At 71.9% G+C, this 24,614-nt stretch carries 20 protein-coding genes; 9 read left to right on the top strand and 11 right to left on the bottom strand.

Going from position 1 to position 24,614, the window contains the following annotated elements; translation table 11 throughout:
* Window positions 1–301: 301 nt before the first annotated feature.
* Window positions 302–775 carry a DUF6174 domain-containing protein gene (locus IE263_RS13885; RefSeq protein ID WP_189936010.1) on the top strand — a complete coding sequence of 158 codons (474 nt, stop codon included), beginning with the start codon at window positions 302–304 and terminating at the stop codon, window positions 773–775.
* A 135-nt stretch (window positions 776–910) separates the two neighbouring features.
* On the opposite strand, the gene IE263_RS49500 is transcribed toward IE263_RS13885, so the two are convergent.
* The 3 genes from IE263_RS49500 to IE263_RS13900 form a co-directional block, all read right to left on the bottom strand.
* On the bottom strand, window positions 911–1,285 hold the full coding sequence (locus IE263_RS49500) for a carboxylesterase family protein (RefSeq protein ID WP_189936012.1): 375 nt from the start codon (window positions 1,283–1,285) through the stop codon (window positions 911–913).
* A 67-nt stretch (window positions 1,286–1,352) separates the two neighbouring features.
* The gene (locus IE263_RS13895) at window positions 1,353–3,260 is read right to left on the bottom strand and encodes a copper resistance CopC/CopD family protein (protein ID WP_229910971.1); all 1,908 of its coding nucleotides are present in this window, start codon (window positions 3,258–3,260) and stop codon (window positions 1,353–1,355) included.
* Between the two features lie 346 nt (window positions 3,261–3,606).
* Entirely contained in the window at window positions 3,607–4,599 is a 993-nt protein-coding gene (locus tag IE263_RS13900; protein ID WP_189936296.1) for a LacI family DNA-binding transcriptional regulator, read from the bottom strand.
* Window positions 4,600–4,947: 348 nt separating this feature from the next.
* Between IE263_RS13900 and IE263_RS13905 the strand changes: the two genes are divergently transcribed.
* The 5 genes from IE263_RS13905 to IE263_RS13925 all read left to right on the top strand — a co-directional run bounded on the left by IE263_RS13905 (window position 4,948) and on the right by IE263_RS13925 (window position 12,537).
* Complete coding sequence (locus IE263_RS13905) at window positions 4,948–5,874, top strand: carbohydrate ABC transporter permease (protein ID WP_189936014.1); 927 nt, start codon at window positions 4,948–4,950, stop codon at window positions 5,872–5,874.
* A 4-nt stretch (window positions 5,875–5,878) separates the two neighbouring features.
* Entirely contained in the window at window positions 5,879–6,826 is a 948-nt protein-coding gene (locus IE263_RS13910) for a carbohydrate ABC transporter permease (protein WP_189936016.1), read from the top strand.
* 89 nt (window positions 6,827–6,915) lie between these two features.
* On the top strand, window positions 6,916–8,253 hold the full coding sequence (locus IE263_RS13915) for an ABC transporter substrate-binding protein (protein ID WP_189936018.1): 1,338 nt from the start codon (window positions 6,916–6,918) through the stop codon (window positions 8,251–8,253).
* A 71-nt stretch (window positions 8,254–8,324) separates the two neighbouring features.
* Entirely contained in the window at window positions 8,325–10,367 is a 2,043-nt protein-coding gene (locus tag IE263_RS13920; RefSeq protein WP_189936020.1) for a beta-galactosidase, read from the top strand.
* A gap of 136 nt (window positions 10,368–10,503) precedes the next feature.
* A complete protein-coding gene (locus tag IE263_RS13925; protein ID WP_189936022.1) occupies window positions 10,504–12,537 on the top strand; it encodes an RICIN domain-containing protein in 2,034 nt (677 codons plus the stop codon).
* Between the two features lie 113 nt (window positions 12,538–12,650).
* Here the strand turns inward: IE263_RS13925 and IE263_RS13930 are convergent, their stop codons facing one another.
* The 6 genes from IE263_RS13930 to IE263_RS13955 all read right to left on the bottom strand — a co-directional run bounded on the left by IE263_RS13930 (window position 12,651) and on the right by IE263_RS13955 (window position 19,537).
* Window positions 12,651–14,210 (bottom strand): CYTH and CHAD domain-containing protein, encoded by a 1,560-nt coding sequence (locus IE263_RS13930; protein WP_189936024.1) that lies wholly within the window; start codon window positions 14,208–14,210, stop codon window positions 12,651–12,653.
* 28 nt (window positions 14,211–14,238) lie between these two features.
* Window positions 14,239–15,141, bottom strand: a complete 903-nt coding sequence (locus tag IE263_RS13935) for an STM4011 family radical SAM protein (RefSeq protein ID WP_189936026.1) — start codon at window positions 15,139–15,141, stop codon at window positions 14,239–14,241.
* Window positions 15,142–15,151: 10 nt separating this feature from the next.
* Complete coding sequence (locus IE263_RS13940) at window positions 15,152–16,501, bottom strand: STM4012 family radical SAM protein (protein WP_189936028.1); 1,350 nt, start codon at window positions 16,499–16,501, stop codon at window positions 15,152–15,154.
* Window positions 16,498–17,313 (bottom strand): STM4013/SEN3800 family hydrolase, encoded by an 816-nt coding sequence (locus tag IE263_RS13945; protein WP_189936298.1) that lies wholly within the window; start codon window positions 17,311–17,313, stop codon window positions 16,498–16,500. Before IE263_RS13945 ends, IE263_RS13940 begins: the two co-directional genes overlap by 4 nt.
* A gap of 40 nt (window positions 17,314–17,353) precedes the next feature.
* On the bottom strand, window positions 17,354–18,508 hold the full coding sequence (locus tag IE263_RS13950; protein WP_189936030.1) for an STM4014 family protein: 1,155 nt from the start codon (window positions 18,506–18,508) through the stop codon (window positions 17,354–17,356).
* Between the two features lie 69 nt (window positions 18,509–18,577).
* A complete protein-coding gene (locus IE263_RS13955; RefSeq protein ID WP_189936032.1) occupies window positions 18,578–19,537 on the bottom strand; it encodes an STM4015 family protein in 960 nt (319 codons plus the stop codon).
* Between the two features lie 170 nt (window positions 19,538–19,707).
* Here IE263_RS13955 and IE263_RS13960 point away from each other — a divergent pair, with 170 nt between their 5' ends.
* Together IE263_RS13960 and IE263_RS13965 are read left to right on the top strand one after the other, a co-directional pair.
* Entirely contained in the window at window positions 19,708–20,034 is a 327-nt protein-coding gene (locus tag IE263_RS13960; protein WP_189936034.1) for a DUF8820 family protein, read from the top strand.
* Between the two features lie 32 nt (window positions 20,035–20,066).
* Window positions 20,067–21,143 (top strand): DUF6745 domain-containing protein, encoded by a 1,077-nt coding sequence (locus tag IE263_RS13965; protein WP_189936036.1) that lies wholly within the window; start codon window positions 20,067–20,069, stop codon window positions 21,141–21,143.
* A 283-nt stretch (window positions 21,144–21,426) separates the two neighbouring features.
* On the opposite strand, the gene IE263_RS13970 is transcribed toward IE263_RS13965, so the two are convergent.
* Entirely contained in the window at window positions 21,427–22,149 is a 723-nt protein-coding gene (locus IE263_RS13970; protein WP_189936038.1) for an FAD binding domain-containing protein, read from the bottom strand.
* Between the two features lie 210 nt (window positions 22,150–22,359).
* On the opposite strand from IE263_RS13970, the gene IE263_RS13975 reads away from it, so the two are divergent.
* Entirely contained in the window at window positions 22,360–23,286 is a 927-nt protein-coding gene (locus IE263_RS13975; protein WP_189936040.1) for a GNAT family N-acetyltransferase, read from the top strand.
* Window positions 23,287–23,357: 71 nt separating this feature from the next.
* On the opposite strand, the gene IE263_RS13980 is transcribed toward IE263_RS13975, so the two are convergent.
* Window positions 23,358–24,533 carry a CPBP family intramembrane glutamic endopeptidase gene (locus tag IE263_RS13980; RefSeq protein ID WP_189936042.1) on the bottom strand — a complete coding sequence of 392 codons (1,176 nt, stop codon included), beginning with the start codon at window positions 24,531–24,533 and terminating at the stop codon, window positions 23,358–23,360.
* Window positions 24,534–24,614 lie beyond the last annotated feature (81 nt).

The following is a 24,614-nucleotide window of genomic DNA, read 5'->3' on the forward strand; positions in this document are numbered from 1 at the left end:
TCCTGAAGCTTCAGTCGTCACTGTTGCCTCGGTGTCGCGCCGGCTTGCCGGGGGCCTGAACCACATCCTGTCCAAGTCACTCCGCCGACTAGACGTCCTCACCGACTTTGTGACTCTTTCGGTGTTGTGGTCTACTAATCACCTTGCTCCAGATATGCCACGAGTCAATAGAATTTGGGTAAAATTTTCAGCATTCAGTGGGGAAGGGGCGGGGCCTCCCAGGGCGACGGACCGCAGAGCTGTCGTGAACGTTTCTGAGTCGGCGGGCGTCACAGCGGTAACCGACTCAGAGGGAGCCACCATGACTGCCGGACGTCTCCGTCCCCGTTCCGCATCCGCCGCCGCGATGATCGGGGCCCTGCTGTGTGCAGCCACCTCAGCCGCCTGTGACTCCTCGACGTCCGCCGAGTCCGCTGATGAGCGCAAGCCGAAGACCACCTGGGAGGAGCCTGCCGCGTACTCCTACACGCTGACATCGACCACCCAGGTCCTGGCAGGCACCTTCCGGGTGAAGGTCCGGGACGGCACGGTGACAGAGGCAGTCGGAATCGACGAGGACAGTCAGCGGCAGGTACAAGAACTGCCCCGTGAGATCCCCACGATCGCCGAGCTGTTGAAGAGGCTGGACCAGGCCCGCAGCGACGGCGCGGACACTGCGGAAGCGGAATATGCGGCCGACGGCCGCCCGCTGCGGATCACTCTGGACTGGGAGAAGAACGCCATCGACGACGAGGCCCTGTACGTGATCAGCTCCTACGAATCGACCCCCGTCTAGCGCGGTGCGGTGGAGACGGCTCCCAACCGCTGTCCACCCCCCGCCAACGGCCCACGTCCATGTCCCGCAGCACCGGTTCTGCGGCGGCGGTCCGCGCCTCCCGAAGGGCCCGCGGACCGACCGCCGGCAGCGCGATCAGCGCAGGGTCTTCCAGAAGGCGTAGTGGTGGTCCTTGGCGAAGTCCACGGGCTTGATGCCGCCCGGGCCCGAGGCGAGTTGCTGTGCGTTCGTGGCCGCCGGGGTGGTGGGCTTCCAGGCCGTCCTGCCCGTGCGGGCGAAGTCATCGGCAGCGGTTGCCACGCCCTCGGCCAGGGCGTCCCTCCGGTTCCGTTTGCCCATGGTGGATGTGCACGGGGCGCTCTGCAGGACGACCCGGTCGAAGAGGCCCGCCGATGACGGGGCGGCCAGGTGGGCGCAGGTGCTGTGACCGCCGGCGGACTCGCCGAAGAGGGTGACGTTGTACGGGTCGCCGACGCCACACGCGTGGGGACGGGCCGGCGGCAGAGCCACCGGCTTCGTGGTGGACGAGCTGCACCACCGGAGGCCGGGTTCCGCCGCGTGGCGCCTCGGCGGACCGTCAGCTGATCGTGATGGACTTCGTGGTCGTCGTCTGGTCGATGTCCGTGACGCGGACGGTGACCGCCATCGTCCACTTGCCGGCCTTGGAGAGCTGGAGGTTTCCGGTCTGCCAGTAGCCGCCCACGTTGCGCAGATTGGCGTCGAGCGGTCCGATACCGCCGTCGGCGCTGGTGAAGGTGATCCGCAGTTCCGGGATGGAGATGATGCCGCCGTCGACGGCGTAGACGAGCGCCTGGAGTTCGTTGCGGCCGACGCTCGCGGGGCTGAGGGTGATGAGGACGTTGCCGCTGCCGTTCTCGGCCCCGGTGTCGAAGGGGACGGTGACGCTGACGGCGTTCGGCTGGGCCGGGACGGTCACCGCCGCGACGGTCGCCGCGTTCGCCTCGGTCCGGGCCGGGGTGGTCTCGGTCAGGACGGTGGTGATCCCGAGGACCGCGACCGCGAGAAGGGCCTCGGCAGCGACCGAGCGCCGCAGCCGGTGCCGGGGGTCGGGGTCGGCCGGGCCGGTGTCGCCCGAGGCGGTGCCGAGCTCCGGGGTGTCCGTCGGGGACGCCTCGCCCTGGGGACTGTCGGCGCCGCCCTGTGCTGAGCCACGCGCGGCCGCGACAGCCAGGGCGGGTTCCCTGGCCTCCCCGGCCGCCGTCTCCTCGGCGGGCTCCCGCAGGCGAGCCGTCCAGCGGCGGGAGTACGCCGCCACCAGCAGCACGGCCGCCACGGCCGCGGTCTTCAGCAGCAGCAGTGTGCCGAAGCGACTGGAGGTCAGGGCGTCCCAGGAGCCGACCAGCCGCCACGACTGGTAAAGGCCCGTCGCGGCGAGGACGACGACTGAGACGAACGCGAGGCGGGAGAAACGGGCCACCGCCTCCGGGGGTGCCTCCTCGCCCTCGCGTGCACGGAACAGGACGATGACCAGCGCGACGAGACCGCCCAGCCACAGCGCGACGGTCACCAGGTGGAGGGCGTCCGCCGGGATGGCGAGCCTGGTCTGCTCTCCGGCTGCGGCGTGTCCGGTGAGGGCCCAGGTGTATGCCAGAGCCGACGCGATCAGCGCGCCGGCCGCGATCAGGGCCGGGCGGCGCCTGCCGGGTGACGACCCGGCGTCGGCCGCGTCCTTCGCGGCACCGGCGACACCCGCCAGGAAAAGTCCCGAGGCCGCCAGCACCAGGAGGCGGACCATCAAGGCGCTGCCCGGCTCCGTGCCGAGGGTGTCGCGCAGAGCGGCCGGGTCGACAGCCTCGGCCAGGCTCTCCCCCGAGGTGTAGGGGGCACGCAGCGTCAGCAGGGTGAGACCGGACAGCAGCAGGGTCACCCAGCCGGCCACGAGCAGCCGCCGCATCCGGCGCAGCCGAGCCCCGTCCGGCCAGCACACCAGCAGGAAGGCCGCCGTGCCCACCATCAGGACGTAGCCCAGGTAAGCGACGAACCGGGCCCCGGAGTACAGGGTGCCGACCAGACCCTCGCCGGGCTGGGTGTCGGAAACCACGGCCCTCGTCGGAGACGGCGCGCCCACAGAGAACACGAACGCCTCGCCGATGGGGTGGCTGTCGGCCGAGACCGCCTTCCACGACACGGTGTACGTGCCGTCGGCCAGGCCGGCCGGCAGGGCGACCCGGGCGGTGGCGGGGTCGGAGCCGACGTGCTCGGTGGTGCCCGCCTCGATCCGCCGTCCGTCGGGGTCGAGAACCTTGATCGAGTCCTCGAAGAGGGTCATGGACTCGGTGAAGGTCATGGTGACCTCGCTGGGCGCGGTCTTCAGCACACTGCCCTCGGCCGGGTTGGTGTCGCGCACCTTGGCATGGGCGGCGGCCGGTCCCGCGCCCGCGAACAGCAAGCCGAGGACCGCTCCCAGCAGCAGGACGAGGGCTCCCGCCCGGCGGCCCGGGCGGGAGGCGGCGAAAGTACTCACGGACCGGACTCCTCGATATCAGTGGGCGCGCTGTGCTCCACCTTTGTCCTACGCATGTCCCCACCCCGGTGTTCAGTCCGCGGTCGGCGGGGGCGCACCGGTGTAGGGGCCGACGGGAAGCCGGTGTCGACGTGCAGGTGCTCGCGCACCTTGATGTTCTGCCAGACCGAGCCCTCGTCGCCATGAGCGGCTGCACACGGCCTACGCCGCCCGCTTCCCGGCCGTCGAGGAACTGCGACGGTGTCACCGGCCGGGCCGGCTGGAGGGGCGGGCGCTCCGTCGGTGCCGCGGACGGGGTGGCACGCGTCGGGGCAGCGGCCTGGGGGACGTGAGCCGCACGGTCACATCAGCGTGCTTCTGGCGGCGGGGCCGTGCTCTCCCGGTGTACCAGCCGTGTCGGCACCAGCGTCGTCCCGTGTTCGGGGTCGTTGCGGCGCATCTTGCGCAGCACGGCCTGGACGCAGAGGCGGCCGACCTCCGCGAAGTCCTGGTGGAGTGTGGTGAGCGGGGGCAGGAAGGAGCCCGCCTCGGGGATGTCGTCGAAGCCGATGACGCTGACGTCCTCGGGTACGCGGCGGCCGCGTTCGTGGAGGGCGCGCAGCAGGCCCAGGGCCATCTGGTCGTTGGCCGCGAAGACGGCGGTGCAGTCCTCGCGGGCCGCGAGTTCGAGTCCGGCGTGGTAGCCGGACTCCGCCGACCAGTCGCCCCGGACGAGGGGCGGCGGGGTGCGGCCCGCCTCGACGAGGGCCTCGCGCCAGGCGTCGGCGCGGCGCTGCGCGGCGAAGGAGTCCTCCGGACCGCCGAGGTGCCACACCGTGCGGTGGCCGAGGCCGAGCAGATGCTGGACGGCGGTGCGGGTGCCGCCGGCCTGGTCGGTGTCCACGACCGTGTAGCGGTCACCGGCGTCGGAGTCGACGACCACGACCTGGACGTGCGGCGGGAGGATGACGGTCGCCGCGTCCAGCAGGTGCACCTCCATGATGACGATCACGGCGTCGACGGCGAGCTCCTCCAGCCGGGAGAAGGCGCCGCGCACCTCGTCCTGGGTGGGGACGGCCACCGGCAGCAGGGTCACCGCGTACCCCTCGGCGGCGGCGGAGGTGGCGATCGCCTCCAAGGTGCGCACGTTGCCGGTCGTCGACAGGGTGAAGGTGATGACGCCGATGGTGCGGAACTCCCCGCGCTTGAGGGCACGGGCGGCGCTGTTGGGCCGGTAGCCCAGCTCCTTCATGGCGGCCAGCACCTGCCGGCGGGTCTCCTCGTTCACGCCGGCGTAACCGTTGGACACGCGGGAGACCGTCTGCGACGAGACGCCCGCCAGGCGGGCCACGTCCGCCATCGAGGCGGTGGCCCGGCCACGGGTCCCGGGGCGTTTCGCGGCGCCGCCGGGCCGGGACGCGCCTCCGGCCGGTTCCACGGCCGCCCCGGCTCCGCTCACCGGGGCTCTTTCAGCCATCTCCACGCGTAGGCCCCACCTTTCGTTCACCGCAGGTTCCACGGTCTCCCCAGAGGACCCTTGACCGTGGTTATCGGGGCAGTGTAGACATGCCGCCATCAGATGTTTACGTAAACATAACAGCTCACCGGGCTTCTGCGGTGGCTGATGTTTGCGTAAACATCGTGGCGGCGCGGCACGGCACGTCGGTGCGGCACCGCCGGTTCCGGGACAGGACGAGCAAGGAACGACATGACGACGCTGCAACCGCCGGCGGCTGCCGAACCGCGGCCGGCACCCCCTCCGGCAAGACGGGACCGCCGCTCCTGGACGGGGTGGGGGTTCATCGGTCCCTTCGTGGCCGTGTTCGCCCTGGTCTTCCTGGCCCCGATCGCGTATTCGATCTATCTCAGCCTCTTCCGTGACCAGCTCATCGGCGGCACCACCTTCGTCGGCGTCGACAACTACACGCAGGCGCTGAAGGACGACCAGTTCTGGGCCGCCCTCGGACGGGTGTCGCTCTTCCTGGCCGTCCAGGTCCCGATCATGCTCGGCATCGCCCTGCTGGTGGCCCTGGTCCTGGACAGCGGGCGGCTCTACGGAAAGAGCTTCTTCCGCATCACGATCTTCCTGCCGTACGCGGTGCCCGCCGTGGTCGCCACCCTGATGTGGGGCTTCATGTACGGCACGAAGTACGGGCTGGTGGGCGACATCAACGAGGCGTTCGGCGTCTCCCTGCCCGATCCTCTCTCGCCCGACCTGGTCCTGGCGTCGATCGGCAACATCGTCACCTGGGAGTTCGTCGGCTACAACATGCTGATCTTCTACTCGGCGCTGCGCGTCATCCCGCACTCGCTCTACGAGGCGGCGGAGATCGACGGCGCCGGACAGATCCGTGTGATCACCGCGATCAAGCTGCCCGCGATCCGCGGCGCCCTCGTCATCGCGACGATCTTCTCCATCATCGGCAGCTTCCAGCTCTTCAACGAGCCGAACATCCTGCGGCCGTTGGCGCGCAACGCCATCACGACCGACTACACCCCGAACTACTACACGTACTCGCTGTCCTTCAACGGCCAGCAGCACAACTACTCCGCGACGGTGGCCATCATCATGGGCGTGATCACGATGGTGATCGCCTACGTCGTGCAGCTGCGCGGCATGCGCAAGGGAGCGTGACCCGATGAGCAGCCCTCTCACCACCGACTCCCCCGCCACGCCCGCCAAGACCTCCTCCCCCGCCAGGAACGCGCCGCGTCTGCGCGGCCCGCGCAGGCACACTCCGGGGAAGCCCCGGCGCAGCCTGCTGCTGACGGTGCTGACCTCCCTGGTCGTCCTCTACACCGTGGTGCCGCTGATCTGGCTGGCCATCAACGCCACCAAGACCCAGGCGGGCCTGGCCGACTCCAACGGGCTGTGGTTCAGCAGCGACTTCGCCCTGTGGGACAACATCCGTGACACGTTCACGTACGACGACGGCGTGTTCACGCGCTGGCTGCTGAACACCCTGCTGTACGTGGTGCTCGGCGCCGGCGGTGCCACCTTCCTGGCGATCCTGGGCGGTTACGCGCTGGCGAAGTTCGACTTCCCCGGCAAGCGCGGCATCTTCGCGGTCGTCATCGGCGCCGTCGCCGTCCCCGGTACGGCCCTGGCGGTGCCCACCTTCCTGATGTTCAGCAAGATGGGCCTGACCGACACCCCGTGGGCGGTGATCATCCCGTCGCTGGTCTCGCCGTTCGGCCTCTACCTGATGTGGGTCTTCGCCAGCGAGGCGATTCCCACCGAACTCCTCGAGGCCGCCCGCATCGACGGGGCCGGCGAGGCGCGCACCTTCTTCACGGTCGCCCTGCCCCTGCTCGCCCCCGGCATCGTGACCGTGCTGCTGTTCACCACGGTTGCCACCTGGAACAACTACTTCCTGCCGCTGATCATGCTCAAGGACTCGGACTGGTATCCCCTGACCCTGGGTCTGAGCGTGTGGAACTCCCAGGCCGAGACCATCGGCGGCGATGTGATCTTCAACCTGGTGATCACCGGTTCGCTGCTCACCATCCTGCCGCTGATCGCCGCGTTCCTGCTGCTGCAGAAGTACTGGCAGTCGGGTCTCGCCGCCGGAAGCGTCAAGGAGTGAGCCTGCCGCCCTCCGGTCGCCCCTTCAGCCCCACGTTGCGCACCACCACCCTCACCCTGTCCCACCCACGAAGAAGTGGAAGCACCTCCATGCGCAGAAAGACCAGCCGCCTGCTGCGCGGCATAGCCCTCCTGTCCACCCTCGCCCTGGGCGCCACCGCCTGCGGCGGCTCGGACGACGGCTCCGACCAGAAGGCGGTCTCCGCCTCGGACATCCAGGCGGCCCTGAAGAAGGGTGGCTCGGTCACGGTCTGGGCCTGGGAGCCCACGCTGAAGACGGTCGCCGCCGACTTCGAGAAGAAGTACCCCAAGGTCAAGATCAACCTCGTCAGCGAGCGGTCCGGCGACAAGCACTACACCGCCCTGTCGAACGCCATCTCGGCCGAGAAGGGCGTGCCCGACGTCGCCCAGGTCGAGTACTTCGCGGTGAGCCAGTACTCGCTCACCAAGGGCCTCACCGACCTGGCCCCCTACGGCGCCGACAAGCTGGCCTCCAAGTACACCCCGGGTCCGTGGAACGCGGTGAGCGAGGGCAAGGCCGTCTACGGCCTGCCGATGGACTCCGGCCCGATGGCGCTGTTCTACAACAAGACGGTCTTCGACAAGTACAAGGTCGCCGTCCCGACCACCTGGGACGAGTACGTCGACGCGGCGCGCAAGCTGCACAAGGCCGACCCCAAGGTCTACATCGCCAACGACGCCGGTGACGCGGGCTTCACCACCAGCATGCTGTGGCAGGCCGGTTCCCGTCCGTACAAGGTCGACGGCACCACGGTGAAGATCGACTTCTCCGACGCGGGCGCCAAGAAGTACACCGACACCTGGCAGAAGCTGATCGACGAGAAGCTTCTCGCGCCCATCAACGGCTGGACCGACGACTGGTACAAGGGGCTGGGCGACGGCACCATCGCCACCCTGGCCACCGGCGCCTGGATGCCCGCCAACTTCGTGACCGGTGTGCCGGGTGCCAAGGGTGACTGGCGTGCGGCCCCGATGCCGGCCTGGACCAAGGGCGACAAGGCGAGCGCGGAGAACGGCGGCAGCTCCCTGGCCCTGCCCGCGCTGGGCAAGAACAAGGAACTCGCCTACGCCTTCGTCGAGTACGCGAACTCCGGCGCCGGCGTCCAGACCCGCGTCAAGCAGGGTGCCTTCCCGGCGACCACCGCGGAGCTGCAGTCCACCGAGTTCCAGAGCACCAAGTTCGACTACTTCGGCGGGCAGGAGGCGAACAAGATCTTCGCCGACTCCGCCGCCAACGTCGCCGACGACTGGTCGTACCTGCCCTTCCAGCAGTACGCCAACTCGATCTTCAACGACACGGTCGGCAAGGCCTACGTCTCCGGCACGAAGCTGGCGGACGGCCTGAAGGCCTGGCAGGACGCCTCGGTCAAGTACGGCGAGGAGCAGGGCTTCACCGTCGAGAAGTAGTCGGAAAGCAGTAAACGCCGGGCGGCGCGGTGATCCGCGCCGCCCCGTGCACCACATTCGGAAGGACCGCCATGATCTCCACCCTCCAGTCCCGCCGCCGCGGGGCGGACGGTGACCCCGCCCCGCGTCTGGCCTACGGCGCCGACTACAACCCCGAGCAGTGGTCCCGGGACGTGTGGGAGGAGGACGTCCGGCTGATGCGCGAGGCCGGTGTCACCGTCGTGTCCGTGGGGATCTTCTCCTGGGCCCGTATCCAACCGGGCCCGGACACATGGGACTTCGGCTGGCTCGACGAGGTCATGGACCTGCTGCACGCGGGCGGCATCGGGGTCGACCTGGCCACCGCGACCGCCTCCCCGCCGCCCTGGCTCACCACGGCCCACCCGGAGATCCTCCCGGTGACGGCGAACGGCGAGACGGTGTGGCCGGGGGCGCGGCAGCACTGGCGGCCCACCTCGCCCGTCTTCCGCGAGCACGCGCTGCGTCTGGTCCGGGAGATGGCGAACCGCTACAAGGACCACCCGGCCCTGGTGGCCTGGCACGTCTCCAACGAGCTGGGCTGCCACAACATCTATGACTACTCCGACGACGCGGCCCGCGCCTTCCGTGTCTGGCTGCGCGCCCGCTACGGCACCCTCGACGCCCTCAACCACGCCTGGGGCACGGCTTTCTGGTCGCAGCACTACAGCGACTGGGAGCAGATCCTGCCGCCGCGGCTCGCCGCCTCGCACCCCAACCCGACCCAGCAGCTGGACTTCAAGCGATTCTCCTCGGACGCGCTGAAGGAGCATCTGCGCGCGGAGCGGGAGATCCTCCGTGAGCTCACGCCCGACGTGCCGGTCACCACCAACTTCATGGTGATGGGCGGCACGAAGGGCATGAACTACCCGGCCTGGGCCGACGAGATCGACTTTGTCTCCAACGACCACTACGTCCACCCCGGCCCGCAGGACCGCGACGAGCTGTCCTTCTCGGCGAACCTCGTCAGCGGCATCGCGGGCGGCCGGCCCTGGTTCCTGATGGAGCACTCGACCAGCGCCGTCAACTGGCAGCCCGTCAACGTGGCGAAGCGGCCCGGCGACCTGGCCCGCGACTCGCTGCTGCACGTGGCGCACGGCGCGGACGCGGTGTGCTTCTTCCAGTGGCGGCAGTCGGCGGCCGGCGCCGAGAAGTACCACTCGGCGATGGTTCCGCACGCCGGCGCGGACAGCGACCTCTTCCGCGCGGTGACCGACCTCGGCGCGACGCTGAAGGCGCTCGCCCCGGTCGCCGGTTCCGAGCGGGAGCCCGCCCGGGTCGGCGTCCTCTTCGACTGGGAGTCGTGGTGGGCCAGTGAGCAGGACTCCCACCCCACCTCCCTGCTCGACTACCGGCAGGAGGCGCTCGACTGGTACTCGGCGCTCCTCGCCCTGGGCATCCGCGCCGACCTCATCACCACCCGCGCCGATCTCGCCCGGTACGGGCTGCTGATCGCCCCCGTGCTGCATGTGGTCCCCGCCGAGCTGGCCAAGGAGTTTACGCGCTACGCCGAGCAGGGCGGCCACCTCGTCACCACCTACTTCTCCGGCATCGTCGACGAGAACGACCACGTCTGGCTCGGCGGCTACCCGGGCGCCCTGCGCGAGCTGCTCGGCATCCGTGTCGAGGAGTTCGGGCCGCTCCTGGCCGGTGAGAGCGTGGAGCTGGACGACGCCACCACGGGCACCCTGTGGACCGACCGGGTCACCGTCGCCGACGCCGACACCCAGGTCCTGGCCCGCTACCGCACGGGCGTGCACGCCGGGCGCCCGGCCGTCACCCGGCGTTCCACGGGCGGCGGTTCGGCCTCCTACGTCTCCACGCGTCTCGGCGTCGACGGGCTCGTCTCGCTGCTGCCGCGGCTGCTGGAGCCGGCCGGTGTGCACAGCGAACTGCCGGCCGACCTGCGCGGACGGGTCGAGCTGACCGTCCGGCGCGGTGAGACGGGCCGCTTCCTGTTCGTGGTCAACCGGACCGACGACACCGTGCCGGTGACCGGTCTGGACGGAGAGGTACTCCTCGGGAGCGCCGACGCCGACGGTGCCCTCGTCCTCGGACCGAGGGAGGTCGCCGTCCTGCGCCGGCCGGCCGGCTGACCTTCGCCCGCACCGCACTACCCGCACCACCCCCTCGACTCCCCGGCACGGCACGCAGCCGTGTCGGGGGCCATCCCCTCCCGCTCTGGCCGTGGGAGGGGCCCACGCAGCGACCGCACCGCAGTTGGGAGCACAGATGGCACGCCGTACCCGCAGCAGACGGTCCCTCGGGGCCGCCACCCTGACCGCCCTGGCCACCGGGGCCGCTCTGCTCAGCGTCCCCGCGCAGGCCGAGGCCGCCGCCTCCGTCACCGTGCAGCCGGACCCGTCGTACCAGCAGGAGAAGTTCGAGGGCTGGGGCACCAGCCTGGTCTGGTTCGCCAACGCGACCGGCGACTATCCGCCGGCGATCCGCGAGAAGCTGGCGAAGCTCCTTTTCGACGACGACGGGCTGGCGCTGAACATCGCCCGCTACAACATCGGCGGCGGCAACGCCCCGGACGTCAAGGACTACCTGCGCGCCGGCGGCGCGGTCGAGGGCTGGTGGAAGGCCCCGGCGGGGACCACCCGCGAGGACACCGACTGGTGGAGCGCCGACGACCCGGCCGACTGGAACAAGAACGCCGACGCCACCCAGCGCTGGTGGGTGAACCGCATCAAGGACGACATCACCCACTGGGAGACGTTCAGCAACTCCCCGCCGTGGTTCATGACCGTCAGCGGCTACGTCTCCGGCGGATTCAACGCCAACGCCGACCAGTTGAAGACCGAGTCGGTCGACGACTTCGCCGCCTACATGGCGGGCGCGACCAAGCTGCTGGAGAAGGCGGAGGGCATCAAGGTCGACACCGTCGACCCGTTCAACGAGCCCAACACCGGCTACTGGAGCACCCGTCTCGGCGCGGACGGCGAGCCGGTCGGCGGCCGTCAGGAGGGCGCCCACATGGGCCCCGAGCTCCAGCAGAAGGTCCTCGCCGCCCTGGCGCCCGCGCTGAAGAAGGCGAAGGTCAAGGCGGAGATCTCGGCGATGGACGAGACCAACCCGAGCATCTTCGCGCAGAACTGGAACGCCTACTCGCAGGAGGCCCGCGATGTCGTCGGGCAGATGAACGTCCACACCTACGGCACCGGGCAGCGCACCACCGTGCGGGACCAGGCCAAGGCCGCCGACAAGCCGCTGTGGATGAGCGAGGTCGAGGGCGACTGGGGCGACGGGCAAAGCTTCACCGACATGCGGCCCGGTCTCGGGCTCGCCCAGCGCATCGTCGACGACCTGCGCGAACTGGAACCGAAGGCCTGGGTGTTCTGGCAGCCGGTCGAGGACTACGACAACATGAAGCCGGGCGGCGAGTCCGCCAAGGGCGGCAACTGGGGCAGCATCCAGCTCCCGTTCAGCTGCACCTCGACGGACACCCTCGAGACCTGCCCGATCTACACGAACACGAAGTTCGACACCGCGCGCAACTTCACCCACTTCATCAAGCCCGGCGACAAGCTGATCAAGGTGAACGACACCTCCAGCGCCGCCGCCGTCACCGCGAACGGCAAGGGCGCCTCGCTGGTCCACGTCAACAGCACCACCGAGGCCCGCACGGTCACCATCGACCTGTCGAAGTTCCGCAAGATCAGCGAGAACGCGACCGTCACCCCGGTCGTCACCAGCGCCGACGGCAAGCTCCAGCCGCAGGCGCCGATCAAGGTCGCCGACCGCAAAGCCACCTTCACCGTGCCCGCCCAGTCGGTGACGTCCTTCACCGTCAAGGGCGTGTCCGGCGTCGCGAAGGACGCCCCGCTGATCCGCAAGGGCCAGACGTACACGCTGACCGGCGTCCAGAGCGGCAAGGCGGTCACCGTCGCCGCGAACGGCACCAACCTGGTCATCGGCACGGGCAACGGCACCACCGCGCAGCAGTGGCAGCTGGACGCCCGGTACGGCAAGACCGGCGCCCGTCAGCGGTATGTGTTCGCCAACCCGGCGGAGGGCAAGCGCCTGGCCGTCCGCGACAACGTGCCCGTGGTGGAGCCCGACACGGGCGAGCGGGACGCGGCCACCGAGTGGATCATGTCGACCACCGGTGACGGCACCTGGACGCTGGTGAACGCCGCCACCGGCCGGGTCCTCGAGGTCGGAGGCCAGGCCACGAACGAGGGTGCCGCGGTCACGACGTGGCAGCCCAACTCCGGTGCCAACCAGCGCTGGAGGGTCACGGACGTGACCGCCGAGGACTGACCTTCTTCGGCGGCGCCCTGAAGTCCTCCGCCCGCACCGTGTCCGTCACGGTGCGGGCGGAGGTGTGTCGGGTGCCATGCCGGTGCAGGTGTCGGTGTCAGTGCCGGTGTCGGTCAGGAGTGCAGCGCCTTGCGCAGCCGGGGCTTCGAGGCCCGCTTCCACAGCTGCGGGAACTGCCGCTCCCGCTCGGCGGCCGTCGCCTGCTCCTGGCCATGGAGCAGGCCCCAGGTGAAACCGGGCTCACCGGCGGCGTGGGCGGCCACCGCCTGGCGGCGCAGGGAGTCGCGGGCGACGACGCTGTCGTGGTGGTCGCCGAGCGCCTTCTGCACGGCCTTGGCACGCTTGGCCAGGCGTCGCGCGGGCTTGCCGAGGGCGGGGCCGGCCGCCTCGCCGGCGTAGCGGAGGCGTTTGGCTCCCTTGCGCACCTCGTGGAGGGCGGCGTCGCGCTCCGCGCCGGGCGGCTTGCGCCGGGCACGTTCGACCCGGCCGGCGAGCCGGTCGTACTCCTTCAGGATCGCCTGGGGCAGCGTCTTCGCCGGCTTCCGGGAGGCCTTGGGGCGCAGGGGCGGGTGGGTGGTCAGCCGGTTCAGCGCCTCCAAGAGGGCCACATAGCGGGGCGAGGACAGCGCGGCGAGGGAGCGTTCGCGGGCCTCGGCCGACCGGGAGGCGTTCCAGGCCTGCAGGCGGGCCGCGGCGGGGCCGAGGACCAGTTCGCGGGGCAGGGCCTCCATCCCCTCGCGCAAACGCTCCATCAGCACTTCCTGGTCGCGCTCGGCACCCAGTTCACCGCCGAGCCACTTCAGGTCCGCGCGGACCGGGTCGGTGACCTCGCGGTCGAGGAGTGAACGGTAGGAACGCAGGCAACTGCGCAGGCGCCGGCAGGCGACCCGCATCCTGTGCACCGAGTCGGGCAGGTCGCGGCGTACGGCCGGGTCGAGGTCGACGATGGTGCGGGCCTGTTCCGAGACGTAGGCGAGTACCTGCTCGCCCGCGGAGCCGGAGGGCACGTCGGCGGGGTCGTCCGGTGCGGACTCGGCGTCGGGGGTCGTCTCCTTCAGGGCGCGGGTCAGCTTGGACGGGGCCGTCGACCGGGCGAAGCCCTCCTTGCCGAGCGCCTTGTCGACGCGCTCGAGGAGGGCGGTGTCGCCGTCGGCCGCGAGTTCGACCTCCAGCTCCGCCCAGGACGCGTGGCCGCCCTCGGGGCGCAGGGAGTCGGCCCGGACCTGGTCGAGGACGACCTCGGCGAGGAGGGCCCCGTCGGCGTCGACGAGGTCGCGCACGGCCCTGCTGGAGCGGATCCGGACGACCGGCTCGAGGCGGGCGCCGCGGGTCCGGGAGAGCGCCAGGTCACTCAGGCTGTCGGGGATCTCCTCCTGCAGCGGCGCGCGGATCTCCTCACGGGTGTCGTCGGCCAGCGGAAGCTTGAGGTGCCATCCGGCGTCGGAGCCGCCCGTGCGGCGGCGCAGGATCGCGGAGGTGCGGGTCAGGCGCAGGTCGGCGGTGTCGTAGTACACCGCGTCCAGGTCGTGGGTGCCCGCGTCGACGAGTGAGGTGCCCTTGCCCTTGTCCTTGGCCTTGCCCTGGCCCTTGCCGGTCAGGCCGGTGAGGCTCGGGAAGTCGCCCGAGGCCGGCACCTCGTACTTGCGTTCCGTCTCCCGTGTCGACTGCGTCATGTATTCCCGGTTGACCCGCTGGGCGGAATCAAACCTCCGGAGCGCCGATCCGCACGGGATACGGCAGGTCAACGGCCGTCCTCGCGGCACCGGCCGCCGGGATGCGCTCCAGGACGCCGCCCGCGAAGACGTCGTACAGGGGCAGTGTCTCGAGGTGGACGTAGCCGATGTGACAGTCGCAGACGGTCATCGGGCAGGGGCGGGGACGCAGGGCGGCGCGGTAGGAGCCGTCGTAGAGGTTGCCGAGGGGGGTGCGGACGAAGTGGCAGCGGCGGACGGTGCCGTCGCCGTCGACGGAGATCACGGACTCGCCGGTGCGGCAGGGCAGGCCGACGCTGGTGTGCGGGTGGCGGCTGTACGGGAAGAGGGGGTCGAGGGCCGTCCAGTGGCCGGCGTCCGCGTCGGTGTAGGTGTGGCCTTCGGCGGCGTTCACCCACAGGTAGACGTGCTCGGGGAGGTCGGTGCGCAGGCGGCGGGCCGCGTCGAGGTGGTCGGGCAGACCGACGATGCCGACGCTGAAGCGGATGCCCCGCTCGGCCAGGTCGCGGCACTTGCCGAGGAAGCGGTCGTAGGGGGTCTGGCCGGGATGGTAGGTGCACCACAGGGCGAGCGTGTCGGGGTCGGCGTCGGCGAGCCAGTCGGTGCGGCAGCTGAGGTTGGTCTGGATCGCGACCCGGTGGATGTGCGGGAGGTGGGACAGCTCGGTGAGGGTGCGCCGGTACCAGGAGCGGACCAGGCCCTCGCCCCAGGGGGTGAAGAGGACCGAGAGGCGGTCGCCGGTCCGGTCGGTGGCCCAGTCCGCGAACCGTTCGAGGGCGGCGCGGTCGGCGCGCAGTTGGGCAGTGGTGTCGCGTCTCTTGGCGAACGGGCAGTAGGGGCAGTCGTAGTCGCAGGAGGCGAGCGGGCCGCGGTAGAGGAGAGTCAGGTCCATGGCGGGCCGGTCACTTCCGCTCGTAGGCGGTCATGGCGGCCCGGACGGCCGGGGAGAACAGCTCGGGGCCTATGGCGTCCGAGTGGGCGAGGCCCTCGGGGGTGAGGGTGAGGGTCGTCGGGTCGCCGTCGGTCAGCCAGCCGCGGTCGGCGAAGCGTTCGAGTTCGGCGCCGAAGTCGTCGGCGGGGGTGCTGCCGAATCGGGCGCGGTAGTCGTCCAGGCGCAGGCCCTCGGCCTGGAGGAGGGACTGCAGGAGGTGGCGGCGGCGCGCCTCGTCGGCGTCGATACGGCGCCCGTACTCGGCGTGGGCGAAGTCGGCGGCGGGGCGGGAGACGTAGTCGTCGATGATCGTGCGGATCTCGTGCATGTCGACGGCGTAGTCGAAGGAGTAGTGCAGTCCGGCCGTGTAGGAGCGGGCGCCGCAGCCGAGGCCGATCATGCCGTCGGTCTGGCAGGCGTAGTCGTCGGCGCCCTGGGGCGGGGCGTCGGCTCGGCGGAACATGCGCATGGACTGCTGGGTGTAGCCGTGCGCGAGGAGATGGTCGCGGCCGGCGCGGTACAGGCGCAGCCGCTGCTCGTCCCAGGCGGGGTCGGGCCGGCCGGGCCGGCGACGGTCGAGCCCGGTGAGGGGGCGGACGTAGAGGGGGTAGAGGTAGAGCTCCTCGGGGCGCCAGGCGAGGGCCGCGTCGAGGGAGTGCCGCCAGGTGTCCTCCGTCTGGCCGTCGATGCCGTAGATGAGGTCGATGTTGAGGACCGGGATGCGGGCGTCACGGACGCGGGCGAGGGCCGCCTCGACGTCGGCGCGGCGCTGCGGGCGTACGGCGGCCCGCGCCTCGGAGTCGACGAAGCTCTGTACGCCGAGGCTGAGGCGGGTGGCGCCGCGGTCGGCGAGGACCGCGAGCCGGTCGGCGGTGGCGGTGGCCGGTGACGCCTCGACCGACAGGGGGACGGCGCTCAGGTCGGCGCCCATGCGGCGCTCCGCGAGGTCGCAGAGGCGCTCCAGTTCGGGGGCGGTGAGGAAGGTGGGGGTGCCGCCGCCGAAGGCGGCCGTGGCGAAGCGGACCTCGTCCGTCTCCCCCAGCGCCTGCCGCACGGCCGTCGCCTGGCGTTCCAGCGCGTCCAGGTAGGCGCCGGTCAGGCCGTCCGGGGCGCCGATGCGGGTGAAGAGGTTGCAGAAGCCGCAGCGGACCTCGCAGAAGGGGATGTGGAGGTAGAGGGAGAGGGCGTTCTTGGGTTCGGCCGCCCAGAGGGCGCTGAGCCGGGGGCGGTCGGGGAGTCTGCGGTAGGCGGTCTTGTGGGGGTAGGCGTAGACGTAGCTCTGGTACGGGCTGGTACGGGTGGGCTGTGGCGTGGTGGTCATCGGGCGGCCTCGGCGGGGTCGAGGAAGAAGTGGGCGTAGGGCACGGTCCACACAGACTCGTGGCCGAGGCGGTGGCCGGTGTAGCCGCCGTCGCCGTAGGCGGTGCCGTGGTCGGAGCAGACGATGGCGAAGCAGCGGCGTCTGCTGCTCGCCGCGGCGAAGAGCCGTCCGATGTGCCGGTCGACGTACTCCAGCGCGGCGGCGTGCGTGGCGCGGGTGTCGCCGGCCTCGCGGGTCGCGCCGGGCAGGTGGAACCAGTTGGGCTGGTGCAGGGCGGAGACGTTGACGAAGAGGAACAGCCGCTGTTCTGCCGGGAGTTGGCGCACGACCTGTTCGGCGCGGGCGACCTGGTTCTCGAAGGAGGCGGGTGAGGTGACGCCGAACTCCGGTGTCCAGTGGGACTCGTGGAAGAGGCCGGGCAGGACCGAGCCCAGCGGGCCCTGCTTGTTGAAGAAGCCGACTCCCCCGATGCACACGGTGTGGTAGCCCGCCTCGGCCAGGCCGGAGACGAGGTCCGGGGTGTCGTAGACGAAGGTGCCGTCCGCGGTGGTCTCGCTGCCCGCGAAGCTCGCCGCGAACAAGCGCGGGTGGGGGCCGGGGGCGGCGGGGGTGGGCAGGAAGCCGGCGAAGATCGCCTGGTGGGAGGCGTAGGTGAAGCTGCCCGGGGCGTGCCGCTTCTCCCAGTGGCCGCCGGGGAGGTGACGGGCGATGTGGGGTGTGCGGCCGGCTTCGGCGAGTTCGGCGGCGACGTCGAAGCGGAGGGTGTCGAGGGTGACGAGGAGGAGGTCGTGGCTGCCGACGATCTCGTTCATGTCCGGCTCGCCCGCTGCCAGGGGGGCGGGCGGGAGCGGCTCAGACGGCATGGGTGCTTCCTGTTCTGTGTCCGTGCGGGTCGTGCGAAGGGGCCAGGGTGCGCAGGGCGGCGGCGACCTGGGTGGCGTAGGTGTCGAGGCCCTCGGCGCCGCTGCCGGGCAGTCCGGTGAGGCGGGGCAGGAGGTCGCCGAAGGCGTTGACCTCGCCGACGGCGGCTGTGCGCCAGCCGACGGCCGGCAGCAGGTCGACGCCCACGCAGAGGGTGCGCGGGAAGCAGGCCGCGGCCTGTTCGCACACGTCGAGCAGGTCGGCCCAGCGGGCGCCCGCCGCCTCGACGGCCTCCCGGGCCGTGTCGAGGTCGCCCCGGCTGCCGCCGAGGTGGAGGTTGGTCAGCGGGGTGCGGCTGGTGCGGACGACGGCGTGGGTGGCCCGGCCGGCCACGACGACGACCCTCAGGTCGGCGGCACGGCCCTGCTGGGAGGCCTTCGGCAGCCAGCGCTCCAGGTGCAGTCCGTCCGGGGCGAGCGTGTCGACGATGGTCGCGATGTCCTGTTCGCGCTCGTAGCGGCGCACCTTGAGGGAGTTGAACAGCCGTCCGTCCGCGGCGAGTTCGACGGAGGTGGTGGCCCTGATCCGGCCCGCACCGCCCGACTCCACGGCCAGGACGCCCGACGCGGACGACCCGTGCGCGGGCTTGACGAACAGCCGATGCATGCGGTGCTCCCGCATCAGCGTCCGTACGTCGTCCCAGCCGCGCACCGGCGCCGCCCTCGGCCCCGAGGTGGGCGAGGCGGGCACCGGTACGCCCGCCGCGTCGAGCACGGCGTGGCAGCGCCGCTTGTCGAACAGCACGGCGAGGTCGTCCGGGTCGTCGAGCCGGATGCCGCCGCGCAGGCCGCGCAGCGCGGCGGTGAACCCGGCGTACCAGCGGGCCGAGCCCTCGACCCGGGTGGGATCCTGGGTGCCGCGCAGCTGCCGGTCGACGTCGGCGTTCTCCCCGGGGGAGTCGATGCGGACGACCTCCTCGTCGCCGAACTCCGCTCCCCCGGCCCCGAGGACGTCCCTCCAGGAGACGACGCGCGGGCCGGGGAGACCGGCCGCGCGCACCGCGTCCGCGAAGAGGGTGACGCGGCGGTTCTCGGGGTTGCCCACCACCGCGAAGCGGGGCCCGGGGTCAGGCGCCGGCCGTGGCACGGCGTTTCCTGGCGGGGCGTTCGCGGTGGGGGCGCGGGGTGAGGGTGAGTGGGCGCATGGAGGGTGTGCTCACTCCCCCACGGCCACGTAGCGCCACACCGTGCCGTCGTCGTCGTGGTCCTCGTCGGCGTCGTCGCGGTCGAGGTCCACCTCGACGCCCGCCGGTTCCAGGGTCTGGCGGATCCGCTCCTGGAGGGGCTCGCTGAGGTAGTGGTGGTGGAGGTCGAGCTTCTTCAGGTGGGTGAGCGGCTGGCCGGCGAGCAGGGCGGCGGCGCCCTCGTCGCTCAGGACGCCCATGGACAGGTCCAGCACCTCGAGGCGCGCGACCACCGGGGCGGAGGCGACGGCGGTGGCGACGGCGTCCTGCATCTCGCTGTTGCGCAGGGCGAGATGGCGCAGGCGGGGCAGGCGGGCGCCGGACAGGATCGGCTCCAGGTCGGCGGCCTCGCTGTCGCCGCCGTACTCCGGGGTGCCCAGCCACAGGTCGAGGTGCTCCAGCGCGGGCAGGTCGCTGGCGGCGACGCCGCGCACCACCTCCGCGGGCAGGCCTCCGGACTCCATGGTCAGCTTGCGCAGGCCGGCGTGGCGCAGGGCGGGGAAGCGCAGGCCGGACCCGCCGCGCACGCCGAACTCCTCCAGGTCGGGGAAGGCTTCGAGGAGCGGCGTGACATCGGTCTGGTTGATCCAGGAGATCTCGCACTCCTCCATCACCATGTCGCCGAGGAACAGCGCCCGCAGAGCGGGGAAGCGGTCCTTGGCGGCCACCAGTGCCTCGATGACGGCGGAGGGGTCGGTGTCGTACGCCTCCTCCCAGGCGCCGACGATCAGGGCACGCACGCGGGTGGTGTCGACGGCGTCGCAGAAACGGGCGAAGGCGGCCGTCCAGTTCTCGTGGGCGTCGTAAACGTCGCTGGTGATCCTCCAGGCGACGGCGTCCGCGTCGGGCAGGTTCTGCTTCCGCGCGTCGGGGCCGGGAAAGGGGTGGGCGGGCAGCCGGTACAGCGCGTGGAGGTGGTCACCGATGGTCATGCGGCTGCTCCTGTGGAGAGAACGAGTGCTTCCTGTGATGACCGCAGTTCTACCAACAGGCACTGACAACGCGCGGCGGTGGGGCCACGGTTCGGGCCGTTGTCAGTGGGTGCCCCTACGGTCGACGTCATGAGGCCGGTGCGGCGTGCACCGGCGGACGGGAGGGGTCCGTGTATCGGCAGGGAGACGTGCTGATCGTGTCCGTGGCGGAGGAGGCGGTGCCGGCACATGTCGCCACCGCGCCGAAGGAGCGGCGCGACGGGCGGGGACGGCTCGTGCTGGCGCTGGGCGAGGTCACCGGTCACGCCCACGCGGTGGTCGGTCCGGGAGACCTGGTGCGGGAGCCGGGGCCGTACGGGCCGCTGCTGCTGCATCTCCCCCAGGGCGGTCGTGTGGTCCACGAGGAGCACGCGGCGATCACCCTGCCGAACGGGTGGTACCGGGTGATCCGGCAGCGGGAGTACGTGCCGGGGTCCGTGCGGATCGTGGCGGACTGAGCGGGGTGGAGCAGAGGGTGACGGAGGGGCAGATGACCACGGCTGACGCGATGGACGGGCTGGACGGGCTGGACGGGCTGGACGGGCTGGGTGCGGGTGACACGGCCGGTGACGGTGTCGGGTTCTGGCGGGCCTGTGCCACTGCGGCCGTCCCCGCCGACCGGGCGGCCGCCGAGGAGGGCATCCGGCGGGCCTATCGGCAGGCCGGTCTCGCGGAGCCGGAGCGGGTGGTGTGGGCCGGCTCGCCGCGTGAGGCGGTCACGCTGATACGGGGCCTGGCAAACAGGGGTCCCGGTGTGCGCGAGGCAGTGCGGACCGCGCCCTGGGCGTGGGAACGGCGGCGTCTGCACGAGGAGTTGGGTGCCGCGGGCTGGTCGGCGCACTGGGCGGCGACCGGGGGCCGGCTGTGGGAGTCCACTCAGGCGCTCGTCGAGCGGATCCGCAGGGGCGTGCTGGAGGAGCTGGCCGAGGGACGCGAGGAGGAGCTGGAGATCCGGCTGCTTCTGCTGGACGCCGTGCTGGGGCAGCACGACGCGCCGTGGCTCGCCGCGTTCCCCACGGACAGCGGGCCCCTCTCCGGTCTGGCCGAGGTGTGCCGCAGCGCCGGCTGGTGGTGGCCGTTCGCCGAGGTGGCGGTCGTGTGCGAACGCCCCGTCGCCCTGCACCGCGACGAGGCCGGCCGCCTCGACCGCGGGGACGGCCCGGCGCTCGCCTACCCCGACGGCTTCGCCCTGCACGCCTGGCGGGGCATGCCGGTCCCGGCCGCCTTCCTCGCGGAACTGCCCACGCTGACGCCGGAGCGGATCCGCTCCGAGGAGAACGCCGAACTGCGCCGTGTGATGCTGGAGTACTACGGCTACGACCGCTACCTCGCCGACTCCGGCGCGCGACCTGTCCACCGGGACGAGACGGGCACGCTCTGGCGGATCGACCTCGACGGCGACGAGCCGGTGGTGATGGTGGAGGTCCTCAACTCCACGCCGGAGCCGGACGGGAGCCGGCGCACGTACTGGCTCCGGGTCCCGCCGTCGACACGGACGGCCCGGCAGGGGGTCGCCTGGACGTTCGGCCTCCAGCCGGAGGTGTACGCGCCGCTGCGGGAAACGTAGGCGAGGGCGGTGTGGGGCGGGTTGCGCTGGACGCGGGCGCGGCGGGCGGGCGCCGCGCGAGGCGGCGCCGTCGGCTGCGTGCGCAGCCCGCGCTGCTCCCCCGGGCCGCGGAGGAACTGCCGCTGTGCGTCCCGCACCGCGGCACGGCCGGCCTGTGGCGGAACGCGTGGGAGGCCGCAGAGGCGCGGTCGCCGCGAGGAGGTACGGCGGCCGCACGGCACGGTCAACGGGGCCGGCGGCGTTGCCGGTGACGTGGTGAGGCCGCGCTCGCGGAGGTGCGGTGTCAGCCGTCGGAGAGGCGGTTGAGGACCTCGGTGACCTGGTGGCGGACGGCGTCGCGGGCCTCCGCGGCCAGCGCGCCGAGGTCCGTCCGTTCCAGGGCGTCGAGGACCTGGTCGGTTCCGGCGTCGCAGGGGACGCCGGCGCTGAGCACCTCGTAGCCGTCGCGGACGGCCACGCGCAGCAGCTTGCGTCCGTCGCCGTCGGCGTGGACGGCGGCGGCGACCACGAGGGGCGGCGGGCCGCCTGCTTCGGCGGGCAGCTTGCGATAGCCGCTGACCAGGGGCTCCTGCCAGGTGAGGCCGAGCAGCAGGGGGCGCTTCGCGACGAGCTCGGCGAGATCGGTCTCGTGGACGCGGTCGGGTTCGAGCACCGTGGCCCGGGCGTCGAGGACGAGGGCGGCGGGCAGCAGGCAGCGCAGGGTGCTGCCGACGATGTTGCCGCCGACCGTGGCCGTCCGGCGCACGGCGCCCGTGCCCACGGTGGCGGCGGCCCGGCGCAGCACCTCCGGCACCTGCTCGTCGATCCGGTTCAGCACCACGGCCGCGCCGAGCGTCCCGGGCCCGATCACGTTGGCCTCGGGCACCTCCCGCAGGGACACGGCCAGTTCGGGGAATCCGTCCCGTTGCCAGGTCGCCCACACCAGGCTGGCCCCGCCGATCGGTACGGCTCCCTCGGCGAGACACTCCTGCACCGCGGATATGGAGGTGGGAAGACGCAACAACACGGCAACCGACCTGCCTTCCCTGGAACGTTGGCGTGAGGAACACAGGTTCTCCGCCAGATGATCACTGGACAGACCGAATTCTGCCCATGCTTGCGGGGGCGCAACCAGGGCTCACGCCTGCGGTTCGTGCGCCCCTCGTGTCGGGGTGCGGCCGTGGTCGTCCCCCGAATTTCCGTTGCGGCAGGCCTTTCTGCGCCGGAACCTGACCCCATGTCCTACGTCCTGCGTCCCGCCACGCTCGCCGACGCGCCCGCCGTCACCGACCTGCTCAACGCCATCGACCTCATCGAGATCGGCCGTCCCGAGACGGACCTGCACACCGTCGAGGCGGATCTCAAGCACCCGGAGACCGACCTCGAGCGGGACTCCTGGCTCGCGTTCGACGGGGACCGGCTGGTGGCCTACGGGCTGCTGTGGGACGAGTCGGGCGGTGAGCGGATCGACATCGACCACTACGTCCTGACCGACCATCAGGAGGCGGGGCGGATCCTCCTGGAGGCGATGGAGGCCAGGGCGCTGGGCAAGGCGCGGGAGAACGGCGCCGAGCAAGCCGTGGTGCACCTGCACCTGAACGTCCGGCCCACGCTCGACACGGAGCTGATCCGCACTCGGGGCTGGTCCGTCCTACGGCGTTACCACGTGTTGCGCCGCCCCCTCGACCGGGCGACGGACCTGGCGCCGTCCCTGCCCGAGGGCGTACGGGTGCGGTCCTGTGCCACCGAGGCGGACCGGGCCCGCGTACACGAGCTGTACCAGGCGAGCTTCGCCGACCACTTCGATTTCCAGCCACGCGGTTACGAGCAGTGGCTGCACGACGTCGACGCCGCGGGGCTCGACTGGTCACTGGTGTGGATCATCGGCACCGAGGACCTCCCGGACGCCGGGTTCCTGCTGGCGCGCGACGATCGCGAGGCCATGGGATGGATCCGCAGCATCGGCGTCCTGCGCGAGGCCCGGGGGCGTGGCCTGGCCGGACTGCTGCTGCGGCACGCCTTCGCGGCCTTCGCCGCGCAGGGGCGGGACATGGTGGGGCTGGGCGTCGACACCTCGAACGCCACCGGCGCGCCCGAGCTGTACGCGCGCAACGGGATGACCGTCCACTACGCCGTCGACACGTGGGAGGCGGTGCTGCGCTGAGCGTGGTGCGGTCGTCCGACGACGGCGCGGATGGCGGCGGTCTTCCGCGACCCGGGTGCGTACGTCGTCGCTCACGCCACCGGCCGTTGCGGGGAGTTGCTGGTACCGGCGGCCGGACGCGGGGGCGGAGTGCTGTCGCCGTCTTCGGGCGAGGCGGAGGGGGCCGTCCCCTGGGGCAGGCCTGACGCGTCGGCGTGGACGCCGTACGGTACCGGGAAACCGGGGACCGGGGTGTACGGGAGCGGGACCTGGGCGTACCCGCTCGGGAAGGGCGGCGGGACCGGTGTCGGTGCGGGGGCGGTCCGGGCCGGCGGGCGGCGGCGGGCCAGCCACAGGACGGCCACCGTGTACAGGGCGATGCCGGCCAGGTCGAGTGCCACGAGCTGCCAGGGCGCGTCGGCGGCGGTGTCGTCGCTCTTGAGGCCGTCGACGACGGCGGCCGAGATACCGAAGGCGAACAGGTTGTTCACGGCGTGCAGGCCGATGGCCGCCTCGAGGCCGCCGGTGCGCACGGTCAGCCAGCCCGCGACCGCCCCGTACACGACCAGGTCGGCGAAGCCCCACGGGGTGCCCCAGCCGTGGGCGGCGGCGAACAGGACGGCCTGGGGCGCGATCGCCCACCAGGGCGAGCGGAGGAAGGCGCCGACCGCCTGCGTGAGCCAGCCACGGAAGACGTACTCCTCGGCGGCCGCCTGCAGGGGCACCAGGACGACCAGCATGGCCAGCGCGGGGCCGAAGAACTCCCAGCCCGCCCACCGCGCCGCCGGTTCGTCCTCCGCGGGCAGCAGGAGCATCACCCCGGTGGTGACGGCGAGAACCGGGAGGGCCGTCAGGACGCACAGGCCCAGCCAGCGCCACCGCAGTCCGCCCGTCACCGACGAGACGGTGCCGGCCGGGCGGCGGCCGATCCAGCGCACCGCGAGCAGCACGACGGGGATGGCGACGGCGATCGTCAGCAGGTCGACGGCGGTGCTCGGCACGGGGCCGAACTCCACCGTCCCGTCGGGGGCTTCGGGGTAGCCCCGCGCGGCTCCCAGGATGGAGACGAGGCCGTAGAGAAGGACGGTCACGACCATGTACGTCACCGCCACGAACAGGGTGCCCACCACGGGCCGCCACCATCGGTGACGTGCCGAGATCCGGGCCAGGCGGTGGTAGCGGAGAGGTTCGGCGAGGTGCGCGGGCGGCGGGGCGGCGAGCGGGCCGGAGAGGTGCGCAGGCGTCGCAGCGGCGTGCGGGTTCGTCATGCTGACAAGCCTCTCCGCCGGCCCGTGGCCCGGCATCGACCCCGGGCAGGAACGGTGTCTCCATCGGAGGGTAGAGATCGG

It is taken from the genome of Streptomyces aurantiogriseus, from assembly GCF_014649375.1.
GTDB lineage: Bacteria > Actinomycetota > Actinomycetes > Streptomycetales > Streptomycetaceae > Streptomyces > Streptomyces aurantiogriseus.

Coding starts and splice junctions, on each gene's coding strand:
- IE263_RS13885 (WP_189936010.1), top strand. CDS start 302: ATGACTGCCGGACGTCTCCGTCCCCGTTCCGCATCCGCCGCCGCGATG.
- IE263_RS13900 (WP_189936296.1), bottom strand. CDS start 4,599: ATGGCGGACGTGGCCCGCCTGGCGGGCGTCTCGTCGCAGACGGTCTCC.
- IE263_RS13905 (WP_189936014.1), top strand. CDS start 4,948: ATGACGACGCTGCAACCGCCGGCGGCTGCCGAACCGCGGCCGGCACCC.
- IE263_RS13910 (WP_189936016.1), top strand. CDS start 5,879: ATGAGCAGCCCTCTCACCACCGACTCCCCCGCCACGCCCGCCAAGACC.
- IE263_RS13915 (WP_189936018.1), top strand. CDS start 6,916: ATGCGCAGAAAGACCAGCCGCCTGCTGCGCGGCATAGCCCTCCTGTCC.
- IE263_RS13920 (WP_189936020.1), top strand. CDS start 8,325: ATGATCTCCACCCTCCAGTCCCGCCGCCGCGGGGCGGACGGTGACCCC.
- IE263_RS13925 (WP_189936022.1), top strand. CDS start 10,504: ATGGCACGCCGTACCCGCAGCAGACGGTCCCTCGGGGCCGCCACCCTG.
- IE263_RS13930 (WP_189936024.1), bottom strand. CDS start 14,210: ATGACGCAGTCGACACGGGAGACGGAACGCAAGTACGAGGTGCCGGCC.
- IE263_RS13935 (WP_189936026.1), bottom strand. CDS start 15,141: ATGGACCTGACTCTCCTCTACCGCGGCCCGCTCGCCTCCTGCGACTAC.
- IE263_RS13940 (WP_189936028.1), bottom strand. CDS start 16,501: ATGACCACCACGCCACAGCCCACCCGTACCAGCCCGTACCAGAGCTAC.
- IE263_RS13945 (WP_189936298.1), bottom strand. CDS start 17,313: ATGAACGAGATCGTCGGCAGCCACGACCTCCTCCTCGTCACCCTCGAC.
- IE263_RS13955 (WP_189936032.1), bottom strand. CDS start 19,537: ATGACCATCGGTGACCACCTCCACGCGCTGTACCGGCTGCCCGCCCAC.
- IE263_RS13965 (WP_189936036.1), top strand. CDS start 20,067: ATGACCACGGCTGACGCGATGGACGGGCTGGACGGGCTGGACGGGCTG.
- IE263_RS13975 (WP_189936040.1), top strand. CDS start 22,360: ATGTCCTACGTCCTGCGTCCCGCCACGCTCGCCGACGCGCCCGCCGTC.
- IE263_RS13980 (WP_189936042.1), bottom strand. CDS start 24,533: ATGACGAACCCGCACGCCGCTGCGACGCCTGCGCACCTCTCCGGCCCG.